At 68.7% G+C, this 17,547-nt stretch carries 18 protein-coding genes; 10 read left to right on the top strand and 8 right to left on the bottom strand.

Annotated features, from left to right (window positions below):
• Nucleotides 1-5: 5 nt before the first annotated feature.
• From QM774_RS10215 to QM774_RS10205, 3 genes are read right to left on the bottom strand one after another with little or no spacing between them, the layout of a single operon-like run.
• Nucleotides 6-185 carry a hypothetical protein gene (locus tag QM774_RS10215; protein WP_414975769.1) on the bottom strand — a complete coding sequence of 60 codons (180 nt, stop codon included), beginning with the start codon at nucleotides 183-185 and terminating at the stop codon, nucleotides 6-8.
• A 2-nt stretch (nucleotides 186-187) separates the two neighbouring features.
• On the bottom strand, nucleotides 188-1,456 hold the full coding sequence (locus QM774_RS10210; RefSeq protein ID WP_414976644.1) for a class I SAM-dependent methyltransferase: 1,269 nt from the start codon (nucleotides 1,454-1,456) through the stop codon (nucleotides 188-190).
• Between the two features lie 11 nt (nucleotides 1,457-1,467).
• Entirely contained in the window at nucleotides 1,468-2,883 is a 1,416-nt protein-coding gene (locus QM774_RS10205; protein ID WP_414975768.1) for an FAD-binding oxidoreductase, read from the bottom strand.
• Nucleotides 2,884-2,945: 62 nt separating this feature from the next.
• Between QM774_RS10205 and QM774_RS10200 the strand changes: the two genes are divergently transcribed.
• The 6 genes from QM774_RS10200 (at nucleotide 2,946) to QM774_RS10175 (ending at nucleotide 6,322) form a co-directional block, all read left to right on the top strand.
• A complete protein-coding gene (locus tag QM774_RS10200) occupies nucleotides 2,946-3,383 on the top strand; it encodes an SRPBCC family protein (RefSeq protein ID WP_414975767.1) in 438 nt (145 codons plus the stop codon).
• A 29-nt stretch (nucleotides 3,384-3,412) separates the two neighbouring features.
• Entirely contained in the window at nucleotides 3,413-4,321 is a 909-nt protein-coding gene (locus QM774_RS10195; protein WP_414975766.1) for a pseudouridine synthase, read from the top strand.
• 104 nt (nucleotides 4,322-4,425) lie between these two features.
• On the top strand, nucleotides 4,426-4,773 hold the full coding sequence (locus QM774_RS10190; RefSeq protein ID WP_414975765.1) for a hypothetical protein: 348 nt from the start codon (nucleotides 4,426-4,428) through the stop codon (nucleotides 4,771-4,773).
• A 21-nt stretch (nucleotides 4,774-4,794) separates the two neighbouring features.
• Nucleotides 4,795-5,154, top strand: a complete 360-nt coding sequence (locus tag QM774_RS10185; protein WP_414975764.1) for a YbaB/EbfC family nucleoid-associated protein — start codon at nucleotides 4,795-4,797, stop codon at nucleotides 5,152-5,154.
• Between the two features lie 30 nt (nucleotides 5,155-5,184).
• Entirely contained in the window at nucleotides 5,185-5,796 is a 612-nt protein-coding gene (gene recR / locus QM774_RS10180) for a recombination mediator RecR (RefSeq protein WP_414975763.1), read from the top strand.
• On the top strand, nucleotides 5,783-6,322 hold the full coding sequence (locus tag QM774_RS10175) for a uridine kinase family protein (RefSeq protein ID WP_414975762.1): 540 nt from the start codon (nucleotides 5,783-5,785) through the stop codon (nucleotides 6,320-6,322). The genes recR and QM774_RS10175 overlap by 14 nt, the downstream gene beginning before the upstream one ends.
• A 28-nt stretch (nucleotides 6,323-6,350) precedes the next feature.
• On the opposite strand, the gene QM774_RS10170 is transcribed toward QM774_RS10175, so the two are convergent.
• Together QM774_RS10170 and QM774_RS10165 are read right to left on the bottom strand one after the other, a co-directional pair.
• Nucleotides 6,351-7,064: a type 1 glutamine amidotransferase gene (locus QM774_RS10170; protein WP_414975761.1), complete on the bottom strand. Its 714-nt coding sequence runs from the start codon at nucleotides 7,062-7,064 to the stop codon at nucleotides 6,351-6,353.
• Entirely contained in the window at nucleotides 7,057-8,367 is a 1,311-nt protein-coding gene (locus QM774_RS10165) for a MurT ligase domain-containing protein (protein WP_414975760.1), read from the bottom strand. Before QM774_RS10165 ends, QM774_RS10170 begins: the two co-directional genes overlap by 8 nt.
• A 58-nt stretch (nucleotides 8,368-8,425) precedes the next feature.
• Here QM774_RS10165 and QM774_RS10160 point away from each other — a divergent pair, with 58 nt between their 5' ends.
• On the top strand, nucleotides 8,426-9,493 hold the full coding sequence (locus QM774_RS10160; protein WP_414975759.1) for an alpha/beta hydrolase: 1,068 nt from the start codon (nucleotides 8,426-8,428) through the stop codon (nucleotides 9,491-9,493).
• A 10-nt stretch (nucleotides 9,494-9,503) separates the two neighbouring features.
• On the top strand, nucleotides 9,504-10,634 hold the full coding sequence (locus tag QM774_RS10155; RefSeq protein ID WP_414975758.1) for a hypothetical protein: 1,131 nt from the start codon (nucleotides 9,504-9,506) through the stop codon (nucleotides 10,632-10,634).
• Between the two features lie 51 nt (nucleotides 10,635-10,685).
• Here QM774_RS10155 and leuA read toward each other — a convergent pair whose 3' ends face one another.
• On the bottom strand, nucleotides 10,686-12,536 hold the full coding sequence (gene leuA / locus QM774_RS10150; protein WP_414975757.1) for a 2-isopropylmalate synthase: 1,851 nt from the start codon (nucleotides 12,534-12,536) through the stop codon (nucleotides 10,686-10,688).
• A gap of 374 nt (nucleotides 12,537-12,910) precedes the next feature.
• Nucleotides 12,911-13,477, bottom strand: a complete 567-nt coding sequence (locus tag QM774_RS10145) for a nitroreductase family protein (protein ID WP_414976643.1) — start codon at nucleotides 13,475-13,477, stop codon at nucleotides 12,911-12,913.
• A gap of 179 nt (nucleotides 13,478-13,656) precedes the next feature.
• On the opposite strand from QM774_RS10145, the gene QM774_RS10140 reads away from it, so the two are divergent.
• Complete coding sequence (locus QM774_RS10140; protein WP_414975756.1) at nucleotides 13,657-14,991, top strand: ammonium transporter; 1,335 nt, start codon at nucleotides 13,657-13,659, stop codon at nucleotides 14,989-14,991.
• On the opposite strand, the gene QM774_RS10135 is transcribed toward QM774_RS10140, so the two are convergent.
• Nucleotides 14,988-16,196, bottom strand: coding sequence for a hypothetical protein (locus QM774_RS10135; RefSeq protein WP_414975755.1), 1,209 nt, complete (start codon nucleotides 16,194-16,196; stop codon nucleotides 14,988-14,990). The genes QM774_RS10140 and QM774_RS10135 overlap by 4 nt on opposite strands.
• A gap of 82 nt (nucleotides 16,197-16,278) precedes the next feature.
• On the opposite strand from QM774_RS10135, the gene QM774_RS10130 reads away from it, so the two are divergent.
• Nucleotides 16,279-17,544, top strand: a complete 1,266-nt coding sequence (locus tag QM774_RS10130) for an aspartate kinase (RefSeq protein WP_414975754.1) — start codon at nucleotides 16,279-16,281, stop codon at nucleotides 17,542-17,544.
• Nucleotides 17,545-17,547 lie beyond the last annotated feature (3 nt).

Below are 17,547 nucleotides of genomic sequence, written 5' to 3'. Positions count from 1 at the left end.
GTGGTTCACGCCGTGCGGCGACGCGATCGGAGCGGCTGTTCCGCGTAGCCGCCGTCGGCGAGACCGGCCCCGGGTCCGCGACTGATCCGGGTGCGACCGGCGACAGCGATCAGCAGTCCGGCCGGGGTCGCCGGGTTCAGGACGTTCGCGACTGCCCGGAGCCGGTATCGGACCGGCACGGTCACCGCTACGGAGTCCACCAGGGGCGGAGCGGGGTGTTCGGGCTCTTCTCGGCGTCCTGCTTCACGGCGAGCACGTGGTGCAGCTGCACGATGTCGCGTTCGAAACCGATCCGGCAGCCCGCCATGTACAGGCCCCACTGGCGGGCGGTGCCCTCACCGACCTCGGCGACGCACTCGTCCCAGTTCGCCACCAGGTTGGCGTTCCAGTCGCGCAGTGTCATCGCGTAGTGCTCGCGGAAGTTCTCCTCGTGCAGGACTTCGAGACCGCCCAGGTCCTGGATCTTCGACACGATGGTGCCCGATCCGGTGAGTTCGCCGTCCGGAAACACATACCGGTCGATGAACGGGCCGGCCTTGCTGCGCGTGTTGTTGTTCGGGCGCGTGATGCAGTGGTTGAGCAGGTAGCCGCCCACCTTCAGCTTGTCGCGCATGAACCCGAAGTACGACGGATAGTTGTGCACGCCGATGTGCTCGGTGAGGCCGATCGAGCTGACCGCGTCGAAGCCGGACTCGGTCACGTCGCGGTAGTCGCTGTGCCGGACCTCCCCGAACTCGGTCAGCCCCTGGTCGACGATCGCCTGCTGCGCCCACTCGGCCTGCTCCTTGGACAGCGTCACGCCCAGCGCGTGCACCCCCTGGCGGGCGGCGTACCGGACCATGCCGCCCCAGCCGCAGCCGATGTCCAGCAGCCGGTCGCCGGGTTTGAGCGCCAGCTTCTCGAAGATCAGCCGGTACTTGTTCTCCTGCGCGGCCTCCAACGAGGCGTCGCGGTCGGGGTAGACGGCGCAGGTGTAGGTCATCGACGGACCGAGCACCATCTCGTAGAACCGGTTCGAGACGTCGTAGTGGTACTGGATGTCCTCGGCGTCGCGGTGCTTGCTGTGCCGCAGACCCTCGGCGACGCGGCGCCACCGCGGCAATGCTTCCTGCGGCGGGGGAGCGATCGGCTTGAAGTGCTCCAACCCGATCTGCTTGGCGACGCTGGCCATGGTGAGTGGGCTCGGCTTGCTGAACGAGAGGTCGCCGGCCAGCGCCTGCAATGCGCCGTACGGGTCGCCCGGATGTCCGCCGATCAGCTCCAGGTCGCCGGAGATGTACGCGCGCGCCAGACCCAGGTCGCCGGGCGCGGTCACCAGATAGGTGGTGCCGCGCGGCGTCTTCAGATTCAGTCCGTACTCGGCGTCCTTGGGACCCGCGTCGGATCCGTCGTACGCGGTGAAGCGCACGTTCAGGTCCCGGCCGAGCAGGGATTCGAAGATCTGCGCCAGGTTCATGCGCGAATCAGTCATGCGCGTTTGACCGCCTTCTCGTAGAGGGTTGTGAATCGGCCCTGCGGGTCGTACTTCTTCTTCAACGCCCGGTAGGTCTTCGAGCCGTACAGCTCGTCGAACTCCTCCTCCGGGTAGAACGATTCGGAGTACAGCGACTTGTGACCGCCGAGCTCGCTGACCTCGATCTCGATGCGGCGATTGGTGTAGCCGGGTTTTCCGGGGGTCACCGGCACCGCCGACCAGAAGCCGAAGTTCACGTAGGTGTGGCCCTTGAGCAACGGATACAGCGACCACGGCTGCTTCTTACGGCCGCCGGGGGCCGGATCGAGGAGCCGCAGCGGGCACAGCCAGATCGGCTCGATCGGGATCTCGGCCAGGAACCACTCGGCGAAATCGGCGGTCCGCTCCACCGGCACCTCGATGTCCTGCACCACCCGTTCACCCGGCGGCTGGCCTTTCCGAGCGTTGAGACGATCACCGATGTCATAGCGCTGGTCGTAGCCGATCAGCTTCCAGTAGAAACTCGAGCGCAGGTACTTCTTCGGCCAGAACCGGCGGATCTTCGGGTTCTGTGCGCCGAACGCCCGCGAGCACCAGAACCAGTCGGTGTCCCAGCGCCACAGATAGTCGCGGATCGTGAGGCGGTCCCGCTTCGGATGGTCGACGTCGTCGTGCTGGATGGAGCGGTAGTAGATGTCGTTTCCGGTGTAGTCGCTGACCGGGCCGGGCTCGTCGGTCTGGCGGCCCAGCACCAGGTAGCACTCGTCGGCGCTGAAGATCACGCCGTCCAGATAGTCCACCGGCTCGCCCTGATAGACGCGCCGGTCGACGATCCGCACCAGCTCGTCCTGCAGGGCGCGCACATCGGTGAAGCGGACGTGCCGCAGTTCGACGAACGGCTTCACCGCCTCCAGATCGATCTCCAGCCGCACCGAGTAACCGAGCGTCCCGTACGAGTTGGGGAACCCGAAATGCAGGTCCTTGTGCTCGTTGTCGGGGCGGGCCACCACCAGCTCGCCGTCGCCGGTCAGAATCTCCATCTCGCGCACCGACTCATGCGGCAGCCCGCTCCGGAACGACGTGCTCTCGATGCCGAGCCCGGTGACCGCGCCGCCCAGGGTGATGGTCTTGAGCTGAGGCACCACGTACGGGACAAGGCCGTACTGCAAGGTGGCATCCACCAGATCCTCATACGTGCACATGCCCGCGACCTGCGCGGTCCGGGCGCGCGGATCCACGGAGATGACCCTGTTCAGCCCGGACACGTCCAGGCCCGGATTCGGATTCTCGGCGCGTTTGCGGAAGAGATTCGACGTCTTCTTCGCAAGCCGGACACCCGCTCCGGCGGGGATCGCCCGGTAGCTGGCGAGCAGGCGCTCGACTCCCCGGTCGAACTCCGCGCTGCCGTACTCCAAGTGATCAGAAGGCACGTTCCCACCGTAGCGCGGCGCCGGTAGGCTGGTTCGCGCTGCCTGTGAAGAAGGAGTTAACCGTGGCTCAGGTGACCGCAAACTCGTCCATCGACATCGCCGCTCCGGCGGAGACGGTGCTCGCCGCGCTCGGCGACTACCGCGAGGTCCGACCGGCGATCCTGCCGGACAACTACCGCGACTACCGCGTCGAGGAAGGCGGTCAGGGAGCCGGCACCGTCGTGCACTGGATCCTGCAGGCCACCGAGAAGCGCTCGCGCGACGTCCTCGCCGATGTGACCGCCGCCGGCGACAGCATCACCGAGACCGACCGCAACTCGTCGATGGTCACCGTCTACCGGGTGACCGCGTCCGGCACCGGCTCGAAGGTCGACGTCACCACGTCCTGGCAGGGTGCCGGCGGCGTGGGCGGCTTCTTCGAGAAGACCTTCGCCCCCAAGGGCCTCTCCCGCATCCAGGGTGCCCTGCTCGGCAACCTCAAGAACCGCCTCGAGCCCTGAGCCGGCGGGGCCGCCGCCGCGTCAAGCCGTTGCCGGCGCGCGACGGCGTGGATGCGACGCGCGTGGTGCTCGACCCCGCACGGTGGTCGTCGCCGACGACGGTCGGTGAGGCGCTGCTCGCGGCGCCGACCCTGACCGGTGTCACCGACGCCGACCTGGCCGCGCAGTGCGCGGCGGGCGCCGTCGTCGACGAATCCGGACATCCGGTCGACCTCGACGCGCCGGTCGTCCGGCCCCGCTCGGTGTACCTGTACCGGGACCTGCCCGACGAGGTGGAGGTCCCGTTCGATCTGCCGATCCTGTACCGCGACGAGCGGATCGTCGTCGTGGACAAACCGCACTTCCTGGCGACCATGCCGCGCGGCCGGCACGTCACCCAGACGGCGCTGGTGCGGTTGCGGCGTGAACTCGGCGATGACGACGTGGCGCCCGCGCACCGGCTGGACCGCTTGACCGCCGGCGTGCTGCTGTTCACCCGTCGCCGCGCCGATCGTTCCGCCTACCAGCGTCTGTTCGCCGATCGGGAAGTCCGCAAGGAGTACCGGGCAGCGGCTCCGCTCCTTGAGCCTGTCGAAAGGAGCCCCATCCGTATCGAGAACCGCATCGAGAAGACGTCCGGGGATCTGCGGGCGCGGATCGTCGACGGTCCGGTCAACGCGATCAGCGACATCACACTGACCGGGATGCGTGATGACGGCACCGCCGAATACCTGCTGGTTCCGCACACCGGCCGCACTCATCAGCTGCGGTTGCACCTGTCCTCGCTGGGCGCACCGATCGTCGGCGATCCCCTGTATCCGGAGGTCGACGACCACCTGGCTTCGGCGTCGGACCGCGGTGACTATTCGACGCCGCTGCGGCTGGTCGCGTCGGCCCTCGAGTTCACCGACCCGTTCACCGGTGCCCGGCGGAGGTTCGAATCGGACCGGCCCGTCTGACTTCTCTGGCACAGACGGGCCCGATACGTGCCGTTGTCGGGTGTGGCGGGTTACCGGACCCCATACGGCCCAGTAGTGCGGGGAGGGCGGGTAGCTTCGACGCCATGGCGATCGAAGGCTCCTACGAGCGGCACCCCGATCTGGGGTGCGAGGCGCTGGTGTTCATCGATCCCGAGTCGGGTGCGTGCTTCCAGATCCAGCGTGATCTGCCCGGCGGACCCCACGACGACGAGCACTGCGTGACCACCGGCATGAGCGCACCGGTGTACGGGGGAGTGGTGCAGTGGCGCCGTGTCCCGCCGACGGGCTCGGAGGGCGAGCGATTCGAGTTCGCCCTCAACCGGCGGGCGACCGCGCTCTTCGCCGACGACGTGATCTCGTTCGAGGTGGTTCCACGCGACGGCCAGACCGTCGACGAACTCGCCGCGCATGTCGAGCGACTGTTGTCGTGATGCGCCCGTACCCTGGATGTCGTGACTGACGCATTCGATCCCGCCGCGATGTTCGGCGACGGAGACAACCCGATGGCCGGCCTGCTCGCGCAGGCGCAGGAGATGCAGACCAAGCTGGTGGCCGCGCAGCAGGAGATCGCTGCCGCCGAGGTGACCGGCACCGCCGGCAACGGTCTGGTGACCGTGACCGGCAACGGCACCGGTGACGTCACCGCGATCGCCATCAAGCCCGACGTGGTCGACGCCGACGACGTCGAGACCCTGCAGGATCTGATCCTCGGCGCCCTGTCCGATCTGGCCGCCAACCGCGACAAGCTCGCCGAGGAGAAGCTGGGCCCGCTGTCCGGCGGTCTCGGCGGCGGCCTGCCCGGCCTGGGCTGACCGCTCGAACCGAGGCAGAGGCGCGACGCGATGTACGAGGGTCCGATCCAGATCCTGATCGACCAGCTGGCCAAGCAGCCGGGGCTGGGACCCAAGGGTGCCCAGCGCATCGCGTTCTCCCTGCTCGCCGGCGACAACACCGAGATCGACCGGCTGATCGCCGCGCTCGGCGAGGTCCGCGACAACGTCCAATTCTGCGTCGAATGCGGCAACGTGTCGGCCGACCGGCTGTGCCGGATCTGCGCCGACGCCCGTCGTGACCCCACCAAGATCTGTGTGGTCGAGGAACCCAAGGACATCTACGCGATCGAACGGACCAAGGCGTTCGACGGCCGGTACCACGTGCTCGGCGGTGCGCTGGATCCGTTGTCCGGGATCGGCCCCGATCAGCTTCGTATCCGGGAACTGCTGTTGCGGCTGGGCAATCAGCCGGACGGCAAGGACGTCACCGAGGTCATCATCGCCACCGACCCGACCACCGAGGGCGAGGCGACGGCCACCTATCTGCTGCGCATGCTCAAAGACTTCCCGGGGCTGTCGATGACCCGTCTGGCATCCGGTCTGCCGATGGGCAGCGACCTGGAGTTCGCCGACGAGCTGACCTTGGGCCGCGCCTTCTCCGGACGTCGTGCCCTCGCGTGATTCGGCCGAGATCGCAGCGGAGCTGCGGTCGGGGATCGTCGCGATCGACGGTCCGTCCGGTGCCGGTAAGAGTTCTTTCGCCGACGCTCTGACCGCCGATCTGATGGCGTTGGGGCGGCGCTTCGTCTTGATCCGCACCGACGACTACGCCACCTGGGATCGGCCGGCGGCGTGGTGGCCCGAGTTCGAGCGTGACGTCCTCGCGCCGTTCGGCCGCAGCCACGACATCACCTATCGTCCCCGAATCTGGAGCGGTGCCACCGCGGAGCCGGGCCCGCCGACGACGGTGCGCTGGGCGCCCCTGCTGATCGTCGAGGGCGTCACCTCGGCGCGGCGCCGCATGGCGGACCGTCTCGATCGCGCGTTCTGGATCGGCGGCCCGAGCGCGCCGGAGCGGCTGGAACGGTCGGTCGCGCGTGACGGCGAAGACCAGCGCGACCTCCTGGCCGCGTGGCAGCGGTGGGAGGACGGCTGGTTCCCGATCGACGGGACCCGCGACCGGTGCGAGCCGGTGGCGCTGGAGTGACCTGATCCGCGGAGTCCGGAGCCCGGAGTCAGCGGGCGGCGGCCAGACGTTCCTTGCGGAGCTGATCGACCTCGGGCAGGTCCAGGGGAGCGAGCGTGGTGCCCGTCGCCTTCGCCAGCAGGTAGTCGGCCATCTCGGGATTGCGGGCCAGCAGCGGACCGTGCATGTAGGTGCCGATCACGCTGCCCTGCACCACGCCTTCGACCTTGTCGGCGGTACCGTTGCCGACGCCGTGACGGACCTTGCCGAGCGGTGCCGCATCGGCGCCGAGCGTCGTGATGCCGCGATGGTTCTCGAAGCCGGACAACGGTTCGGTCAGACCCTCCAGCAGCGGGTCGGTCACCAGTTCGCCGATCGACCGCGCCGGGCCGGGCGCGGTGGTCAGATCGAACATCCCGATACCGTCGACCTTCTCGCCGGCCGCCGTCTCGTACCAGTGGCCGAGCACCTGGATGGCCGCACAGATCGCTAGCACCGGCCGGCCCTTTCCGGCCGCGCGCTGCATGCCCGGATGCTCGGTGAGATGCCGCGTCGCCAGACGCTGCGCGAAGTCCTCGGCCCCGCCGAGCGTGTAGACGTCCAGTGAATCGGGGACGTCGTCGTCCAGGGTGATCGGGACGATCTCGGCATCCAGGCCGCGCATCCGTGCCCGCTGACGCAGGATCAGCGCATTGCCGCCGTCGCCGTAGGTGCCCATCACGTCGGGCAGGACCAGGCCGATCCGAAGAGTCGATTCAGTCATCGTTGCTCCTTTCGACAGGCTCAAGGAGCGTGGCGGGCGGTTCTTGGCGCGGGGCGGAAGACGGCGTGGCGCCGGCACGTTCCAGGGCGGTGCCGAGGTCGCGGAACGCGGTGTAGTTGGCCAGCACCTCGACCCGGCCGGGCGGGCACTGGGCGATCGCGGTCATCGGGTCGGGCACGGTGGTGTGCTCGGCCCCGGCGTACAGCAGACGCACACCCAGGTCGGCGGCGCGCTCGCCGGAGGCGATCACCTTCATCGTCTCGAACGCCTCGAAACGCACATCCCACAGCCACGACAGGTCCTCGCCGTCGGGGACCTGGCCGTTGACGGCGATCACCAGGCTGTCGGCGTCCTGGTCGATCATCGACAGCGCCTCCTGCCAGCCGGCGGGATTCTTCGCCAGCAGGGTGCGGATGGTGTGTCCGTCGAGCTGGTACGAGCCGTACCGGCCGGCGACCTCCCCGACCGTGCCGACGGCGGCGGTCGCGGCCGCCGGATCGGCGCCCATCGCGACGGCGGCGGCGACCGCATGGGTCGCGTTGCCCCGATTCGCGCGGCCCGGGACCGCCGGATTCAGCGGTGCGGAGAAGCCGTCCGGGCCGTAGATCTTCTCGTCGTCGAACCACCACTGCGGCTGCGGGCGACGGAACTTCGCGTCACCGGTCGAATACCAGTCGTGGTCCTTGCGGATGATCGGTTCACCGGTGCGCGGGCAGCTCACCGAGTCGCCCACCCAGCCGGCACCGGCCGCCACCCACACGACGTTCGGAGCGTCGAACGCCGCCGACGTGACCAGGACGTCATCGCAGTTGGCGACGATCACCGTGTCGGGGTGTCGGGCGATGCCCTCGCGCAGCCGGCGCTCGATGTGGTTGATCTCGCCGACCCGGTCCAGCTGATCGCGCGTCAGATTCAGCAGGACGATCACCTGCGGGTCGGTGGCGTCGGCGACGTTCGGGACGTGCAGCTCGTCCACCTCGAGGGCGGCGATCGGGGCGTCCTGATTCAGGGACAGCGCGGCGATGATGCCGGCGTCCATGTTGGCGCCGTCCTCCTGGGTGCAGACCTCCCCGAGGCCGGACAGTGCAGCCGCCGTCATCCGGGTGGTGGTCGACTTGCCGTTGGTGCCGGTCACCAGAACACTGCGCTTGCCGGCGGCCAGTCGCGACATGATGTTCGGGTCGATCTTCTCGGCGACCAGGCCGCCGATCATCGAGCCCTTGCCGCGGCCGGCGGTCCGCGACGCCCAGCGCGCCGAGGCCGCAGCCGCCAGGGCGGTGCGGGTGCGAAGAGGCAGGGACATGGGTGAAAGTCTCCCACAGCCGACGAACGACGCGGAGCCGGTGCTAGCGTCGGCGACTGTGAGTCGTGCGACGTCCGTGAACCTGCCCCCGCTCGCCAAGCTGCAGAGCCGCGCCTTCCGGGTCGCGGGACGGCTGCCGGCCTCGGTGCTCGGCGCGCTCGGCCGATTCAGTGAGGTCAACGCGGCCGGGGATCGTCTGGCCCCGGAGATGGCCGTGGTCGGGCAGGCCGCCGGCCGGCTCCCATGGCTCTCGATGACGGGCGGCAGCCCGGCCCGCGCGCGCCGGGCCCTCGACGTCAACTCGGCGTCGATGGAACAGGACTTCGGGCCGTTCGCCGTCGAAGAGGATCTCACCTACGACGGTCCGGCCGGACCGCTCGGCGCCACCCGGTACCGCGCGCGGGAAGGACAGCCGACCGGTCTCGTCCTGTTCATCCACGGCGGCGGCTTCGTGGTCGGCAGCCGCGCCAGCCACGATTCGGCGGTCCGCGCCCTGGCGGTCGCCTCCGGCGCCGACATCCTGTCCATCGAGTACCGGATGGCCCCGGAGGATCCGTTCCCGGCCGCCGTCGACGACTGTCTGGCCGCGTGGCGGTTCGCCGTCGCCGCCGCCCCCGAGTGGGGGATCGACCCGAACCGCATCGTCGTCTCCGGCGACTCGGCCGGCGGCAACCTCGCCGCCGTCATCGCACAGCAGACCCGGGGCGAGGCGGTGGTTCCCCGACTGCAGGCGCTGATCTATCCGGTCACCGACATGTCGGGCGCCGAGACCGGTTCGCGCCGCGAATTCGCGTCCGGATATTTCCTGACCAAGAAGGACATGGACTCGTTCAGCGACGACTATCTGCCCGTCGAGTCCACCAGGACCGACGTGCGCGCCTCGCCGCTGCTCGCCGACGATCTGTCGGGACTGCCGCCCGCCTACGTGATCGTCGCCGGTTTCGATCCGCTGCGCGACGAAGGCATCGCCTACGCTGAGAAGCTGCGGGCCGCGGGGGTCCTGGTCACCCTCGAACGCGCCGGATCGATGATCCACGGATTCATCAACATGGGATTGCTGTCGCCGGACGCCCGCGAGTACACCGCGCGCATCGGCGCGGCGATCGCCGACGGCCTGAGCCGCTAGCCTGGTCGGTGTGAACACCCAGCGTCACCGACGTGCCGCGCCCGCACCGGGCACCGGCACCCGGGACCGGAAGAGGATCTTCCTCACGATGGCGGCCGCCTTCGTGGTGGGCGTCCTGATCATCGGCGGCATCTTCCTCGTCCTCGGCGGGGTGGCCGCCAACGCGGCGCTGATCGCCGTGCTGTTCCTGATGCCGGCGGTCACCAACCTCGGCTTCCGGCAAGTGGTGATCTCCGGCCTGTGGGCGGTTCTGGTCGCTCTGACCGGACTGCTGATCGGCGACGACAACGTCCCCCTCCTCTTGGTTGCCGTCGTCATCACCGCGCTCATCCAGGGGTTCTTCGCCACCGAGACCGGAATCTCGGGGGTCAACCGCGGTCCGGCCGCCCTGGTCTCGTTCACCGCCTTCGTGCGGCCCGACGATCTCGGCCATCACCTGGACCTGTGGCGACCGGTCGTCGGCGCCCTGCTCGGCGTCGTCATCAGCCTGACCGTGGCGATCGTCGTGTTCGGCGTGGACCACCGACGTGTCCGCCTCGCCCCCCTCAACGACCGGATCTTCTACGGTCTGGGCCTGGCCGCGGGGTGTCTCATCATCGCCGGAGTGTGGGAGGCGTTCGGCTGGACCAAGCTGGTGCCGCCCCTCGTCGTCTTCTGCGTCATCTACACGTTCGACCCGGACCGGGTCGCCCGCACCGCGCTGAGACGCGCGCTCGGCGCCTTCGCCGGTGTCGGCGCCGCCTGGGTGCTCGCCACCCTGTTCCCGGTACCGGTGCTGATGGTGCTGTTCGTCGTGGTGTTCTTCCTGTCCACGCTGATGATGATGACCGGCCACCAGATCCTCTACGTGACGTTCGTCGTCGGGTATCTCGTGCTGCTGGCGGCGGTGGACGGCGGCGACTACATCGTGGTCGGCCGTATCCAGTTGATCGCCGTTGTGGTGGCGACCGTCGTCGCCCTGACTCTGCACGTGATCGCCGCCGCCGTGCACGACGGCTACTCGCGGTTCATGGCGCGCAAAGAGATCGCGGCCGCCGAGGCCACGGTGCTCAGCGCGGTCGACACCGTCAACGAGTCGGTCGACGAGATCGTCGATCATGCCCGGCTCTTCGGCCGGGACCACCCCGACGGCCCGACCTGACGGAGAAGGCACAGCGGTGAGCTGTGCCTTCTCCGACTGGAATCGAACGATCTACGGCGCGTAGGTGCGTGCGTCCTCGGCGGCCGCCTCGACCACCGGTCCGCCGCTCAACCGGGCGGCACGGTTCACCGCCGACACCACGGCCCGCAGACTCGCGGTCGTGATGGACGAGGCGATGCCCACACCCCACACCGTCTCGCCGTTGACCTGGGCCTCGACGTAGCTGGCGGCGCTGGCGTCGCCGCCGGCCGTCATGGCGTGCTCGCTGTAGTCCAGGATCCGGACGTCGTAGCCGATGGTGCTCAACGCGTCCACGAACGCGGCCAGCGGACCGTTGCCGCTGCCCTGGATCTCCTTCTCCACGCCGTCGACCTTCACCGTGGCGGTGATGTGGTCGTCGCCGCCGTCGACCTCCGAGGCATCCACCTTCTGCTTGACGCGCTCGAGCGGGGTGATCGGCTCCAGGTACTCCTGAGCGAAGACGTCCCACATCTCCTTCGGATTCACCTCGCCGCCCTCGCCGTCGGTGATCTTCTGGATCTCGCGGCTGAACTCCATCTGCAGGCGACGCGGCAGATCCATGCCGTGATCGGCCTTCATGATGTACGCGACGCCGCCCTTACCGGACTGGCTGTTGACGCGGATGACGGCCTCGTAGTTGCGGCCGACGTCCTTCGGGTCGATCGGCAGGTACGGAACCTGCCACAGGATGTCGTCGACGTCCTTGTCCTGGGCGTCGGCGTCGAACTTCATCTGGTCCAGGCCCTTGTTGATGGCGTCCTGGTGGCTGCCGGAGAACGCGGTGTAGACCAGGTCGCCGCCGTAGGGGTGACGCTCGGGGACGTTCAGCTGGTTGCAGTACTCCACGGTGCGACGGATCTCGTCGATGTCGGCGAAGTTGATCTGCGGGTCGACGCCGCGCGAGAACAGGTTCATGCCCAGGGTCACCAGGCACACGTTGCCGGTGCGTTCGCCGTTGCCGAACAGGCAGCCCTCGATGCGGTCGGCGCCGGCCATGTAGCCCAGCTCGGCCGCCGCGACGCCCTCGCCGCGGTCGTTGTGCGGGTGCAGGCTCAGGATGATCGAGTCGCGGCGCGCCAGGTTGCGGCTCATCCACTCGATCGAGTCGGCGTACACGTTCGGCGTGGTCATCTCGACCGTCGCCGGCAGGTTGATGATCAGCGGCTTGTCCGGGGTGGGCGCGATGATCTCGGAGACCGCGTCGCACACCTCCTTCGCATAACTCAGTTCGGTACCGGTGTACGACTCGGGCGAGTACTCGTACCGCCAGTTGGTGTCCGGGTACTTCTTCTCGGTCTCCAGGCACAGCTTCGCGGCGTCGGTCGCGATCGCGGTGATCTTCGGCTTGTCGGCGCGGAACACCACGCGGCGCTGCAGCACCGACGTCGAGTTGTAGAAGTGCACGATCACGTTCGGGGCGCCGTCGCACGCCTCATAGGTGCGTTCGATCAGCTCCGGGCGGCACTGGGTCAGCACCTGGATGGTGACGTCGTCGGGGATGGCGCCGTCGTCGATGATCTCGCGGATGAAGTCGAAGTCGGTCTGCGAGGCGGACGGGAAGCCGACCTCGATCTCCTTGTAGCCCATGCGGACCAGCAGATCGAACATGCGGCGCTTGCGGGCCGGGCTCATCGGATCGATGAGCGCCTGGTTGCCGTCGCGCAGGTCCACGGCGCACCAGCCGGGGGCGCGGTCGATCACGGCGTCCGGCCAGGTGCGGTCGGGCAGATCGATCTTCTCCACCTCATCGGCGAAGCTGCGGTAACGGTGAACGGGCATCGCCGAATTCCGCTGGGTGTTCCATGCGGGCTGGCCTTCGGGGCGAGGGCCGGACGGGGTGACGATCCGGCTGGGGCCGGAGGTGAAGGCGTCTGCTGCCATGACTGGTCGAACTCCTAAGAGAGAAAGAAAGGGGAGTGACCGGCGCGCGAAAAAGGCCCGCGACGGAGGGCCGGTCGAATCAGACCCCGCCGCGGCACCCGAGAAGAAGCGCACGCTGCATGTCTTGAGTGTACGACAGCCTGTCGTGACGCCGCCAGGGACCTGGGACCCTCGTACGCTCGTCGAACTCGTCGAACTCGTCGAAGCGAGTCCGAGTGATGCAGTCAGGCCCCCAGAGGTTCTCCAGGGGCCTGACTTCGTATGCCGGTTTCGCCGGCTGGTGATTCGGAACTCCGCGCGTCGTTGAGCGGTTCTCCGTACGCTCCACCACCCTAACTTAGGTGAGGCTAAGTTGGCTAGTGGTGGTCGGTGGCTCAGGAGCCGTACGACTGTCCCCATCGGCCGCTGTAGGCGATCTCGGTGAGCGGCAGACGCTCGCGCGGCCATGCATCGCGCTCACGCACCTCGGGTGCCAGGGTCGACGGGTCGTCGGCCAGACGACCCACCGCCAGGATCACCAGCGGCCGGTGGCCGTCCGGAATGCCGAACAGCTCGACGGCCTTGTTCTTGCTGAAGCCGGCCATCGGGTGACCGTTGAAGCCGACCTGCTCGGCCTGAATGGTCATCTGCGCGAGCGCCCATCCGACGTCGACCGCGCCGTACTCGTGCTTGTCCTCGTCCTCGGGATCGTCGGACGTGCACACCAGGATCAGAGCGGCCGCGGCCGGCGCCCAGCTCGCATTGCCGCGGTTGAAGGTCTCGGTGATCGCGGTGAACGTGTCGTCGCCGCGGCGGCCCACGATGTAGCGGACCGGTTCCAGGCGGCCCCACGTGGGCGCCCACCGGCCGGCCTCCAGGATCGAGGTCAGGTCGTCGTCGGACACCGTCGCGGTCGCGTCGTAGCCGCGCGCGCTCCAGCGTCCGGCGATGAGCGGGTTCAGCGGGGTGCCGGCCGAGACGGTGCCGGCGGCACCGGACGCCGCGGGACCCTCCGTGGAGTTCTGCATGGTTCCCCAGGGTAACGGGGGTGCGCCCCGGTGGCGCGTCCGGAATCGTGCGTAACGGACTCCCGGGCGATTCCGTGGTCGGGGCGGTGCGCGTGCCAGATAGTCTCCCCGACATGAATCCGATCCTCGGGCACGCCGACGGTGCCGACACGGCATGGCTGCTCGTCGCCTTCGCCCTGGTGCTGCTGATGACGCCGGGCCTGGCTCTCTTCTACGGGGGCATGGTCCGCAGCAAGACCGTCCTGAACATGATGATGATGTGTCTGGCCGCGATTCCCGTGGTCTGGATCATCTGGGTGGTGTTCGGCTACTCGGCGGCGTTCGGGCCGGACAAAGGCGGGCTGATCGGCGATCCGGGTGCCTACCCGGGCCTGCGGCATCTGTTCGGCGGTTTCGGTGATGCCGGTTCGCCCGACGGATCCTCGCCGCTCGTCCAGCACGTGCCGGCGATCCTGTTCGTGGCGTTCCAGGCCGGCTTCGCGATGGTGACCGTCGCGCTGATCGCCGGTGCCGTCGCCGACCGCATGAAGTTCGTCGCCTGGCTGCTGTTCGCCGGCGCCTGGATCACCCTCGTCTACATTCCGGTCGCCCACTGGGTGTTCGCCGCCAAATCGCTGACCGGCGCGTCCAGCGGCGGCTGGATCGTCGATCGACTTCACGCCCTCGACTTCGCCGGCGGCACCGCCGTCGAGGTCAACTCGGGTGCGTCGGCGCTCGTGATGGCACTCATCCTCGGCCGCCGTCTCGGCTGGCCGCGCGATCCGATGCGCCCCCACAACCTGCCGTTCGTCATGCTCGGCGCCGGACTGCTGTGGTTCGGATGGTTCGGGTTCAATGCCGGTTCGGCGCTCGCCGCCAACGAGTCGGCGGCCCTGATCACCGCCAACACCCTCGGCTCGGGGGCGGCCGCGATGGTCGCCTGGCTGCTCGTCGAACAGCTGCGTCACGGCAAGCCCACCTCGTTCGGTGCCGCCTCGGGTGTGGTCGCCGGTCTGGTGGCCATCACCCCGGCGTGCGGCTCGGTCACCCCGCTGGGCGCTCTGGCGGTCGGTGCGGTCGCCGGCGCGGCCAGCTCGTACGCGATCGAACTCAAGTACCGATGGAAGTACGACGACTCGCTCGACGTCGTCGGCGTGCATCTCGTGTCCGGCATCGTCGGCACCCTCATGATCGGTCTGGTGGCGAGCGGCGACACCCCGACGGGAGTGAAGGGTCTGCTCTACGGCGGCGGGCTCGACCAGCTCTGGCGGCAGGCGGTGGCCGTGCTCGCCGTCGGCGTCTATGCGATGGCGGTGACCGCGGTGATCGCTTTCGTCCTGGACAAGACGATCGGTCTGCGGGCCGACCCGCAGCACGAGGCCGACGGACTCGACGACGTCCTGCACGCCGAATCGGCCTACGACTTCCACGTCGACCGGGGCCGCGGTCTGTCCGGTCTCGGAGGCTAGATCGCGTACTGGAAGACGGTGAGCATGTAGCCGCCGAAGACGGCGCTGGCCGCGATCATCGGGACCAGCACGGTGCCGGCGACGATCGGCCGCGCCCGCGACAGGAGTGCGGCCACCGGGATCAGCAGTACGAACGCCGGCAGCAGCAGGCGGGCCCGGCTCATCATCAGGCCCGACGACAGCAGGATCGAAGCGACCACCAGCGCTCCGTACAGCAGCACGGGCCACGGCAGCCGGTCGAACACCGACCACACGAGGAGGCCGACGGTCAGCACCATCACCAGACCGGTGACGACGTCGGCCAGGGTCGTCGGCGCGGTGAAGGCGTCGTGCAGAAAGTTCAGGCTCGCCGCACCGAAGTCGAAGCGGGTGTCCCATCCCGCGGTCTGGATGCGGAACCATCCGGTGAGCGAGCCGGTCTGGACCGCGACGTAGCCGAGGAAGCCGAGATAGCCGAGCGGGGCGAGTACGAATGCCGCCGCGGCGCGCGGTCCGTCCCGGTGGGCGAGCAGTGCCGCCAGCATGACGACCACGATCACTGCGATGCCGGTCGGCCGCACCAGCCCGACGGCCAACGCGCACAGTCCGGCCTCGATCCAGCGGTGCTCGAGCACGAACAGCAGCGCCCACGCCGCGAGCATGCAGAACAGGGCCTCGGTGTAGGCCATGTTCAGCACCACCGCCATCGGTGCGGCGGCGAACAGCATCACCAGGATCAGGCCGGCGTGGACGGGATCGCCGGCCGGCCGGCCGCGGGCCACGCACAGGGCACCGAGCCGCGCGATGCCGACCGCGGCGATCACCCCGAACACGAGGTTCAGCGTCCACGCCGCACCGAAGTACGAGACGCCCGGGATCCGGGCGACCAGGCCGACGACCGCCGGGTAGCCGGGAAAGAAGGCGTAGCCGGTCTCGGCGGTGTGCACGCCGTGCGCGTCGGTCAACGACGACGGCACCCCGCGGTAGCCGTGCTCGGCCAGCGCCAGCATCCACTCGCCGTCCCACTTCGCCAGCACCCCGCGCAGCGTCTCCGATCCGGGTGGGCGGGTCAGCGCGAAGACGGTCAGCACCGCCAGACCCACCCCGCGGACCGCCAGGTAGACCAGGGCGGCGGCCCGCCACGACGGCTTCCGGAACGCCTCCGGCGCGCGGCGCCGGTGGACGGGCCGATTCGACCCGGCGGCCTGCGATCGCGTGCTGGTCACCGGACGATCGTACGGCTGAGCCCGCCCGGTAGAGTGTCAACCGGTCCCAAGACCGGAATCTCGAGTACAGGAAGGCCCTGACGTGGCACTGGTGGTCCAGAAGTACGGTGGCTCGTCCGTGTCGGATGCCGAGCGCATCCGCCGCGTCGCCGAGCGCATCGTCGAGACCAAACGGCAGGGCAACGACGTGGTCGTCGTCGCGTCGGCGATGGGCGACACCACCGACGAGTTGCTGGATCTGGCCGAGCAGGTCAATCCGAATCCGCCGCAGCGCGAGATGGACATGCTCCTCACCTCCGGTGAGCGCATCTCCAACGCGCTGCTGGCGATGGCGATCGAGGGCCTCGGCGAGAGCGCCCAGTCGTTTACCGGATCGCAGGCCGGTGTGATCACCACCTCCAGCCACGGCAAGGCCAAGATCATCGACGTCACCCCGGGCCGCGTCCAGGATGCGTTGAACGACGGCAAGATCGTGCTGGTCGCCGGTTTCCAGGGCGTCGCCCAGGACACCAAGGACGTCACCACGCTCGGTCGTGGCGGCTCGGACACGACGGCCGTCGCCCTGGCGGCGGCGCTGAAGGCCGACGTCTGCGAGATCTACACCGACGTCGACGGCATCTACACCGCCGACCCGCGTATCGTGCCGAACGCCCGACGCCTCGACAACGTCTCCTTCGAGGAGATGCTGGAGATGGCGGCCTGCGGCGCCAAGGTCCTGATGCTCCGGTGCGTGGAATACGCGCGCCGCTACAACGTTCCCGTTCATGTGCGCTCGTCGTACTCGACCAAGCCCGGCACGCTGGTGTCCGGATCGATGGAGGACATCCCCGTGGAAGAAGCGATTCTCACCGGTGTGGCGCACGACCGCTCCGAAGCCCAGGTGACGATCTTCGGCATCGACGACAAGCCGGGCTACGCCGCCAAGGTGTTCCGTGCGATCGCCGACGCCGAGATCAACATCGACATGGTGCTGCAGAACATCTCGACCGAAGACACCGGCAAGACCGACATCACCTTCACCCTCCCGAAGGAGATGGGTCCGATCGCCGTCGAGAAGCTGACCGCCCTCAAGGGCGAGATCGGTTTCTCCGAGATCACCCTCGACGAGAACGTCGGCAAGGTGTCGCTGGTCGGCGCCGGCATGAAGAGCCATCCGGGCGTCACCGCCACCTTCTGTGAGGCGCTGAGCAAGGCGGGCGTCAACATCGAGCTGATCTCCACGTCGGAGATCCGCATCTCGGTGCTGTGCAAGGAAGACCAGCTCGACGACGCGGTCCGTGCCCTGCACGACGCCTTCGAGCTGGGCGGCGACGAGGAAGCCGTCGTCTACGCCGGAACGGGGCGCTGACCG

It is taken from the genome of Gordonia sp. (in: high G+C Gram-positive bacteria) (assembly GCF_047600565.1).
Lineage (GTDB): Bacteria > Actinomycetota > Actinomycetes > Mycobacteriales > Mycobacteriaceae > Gordonia.
This window is presented reverse-complemented; position numbering and strand designations above follow the sequence as displayed.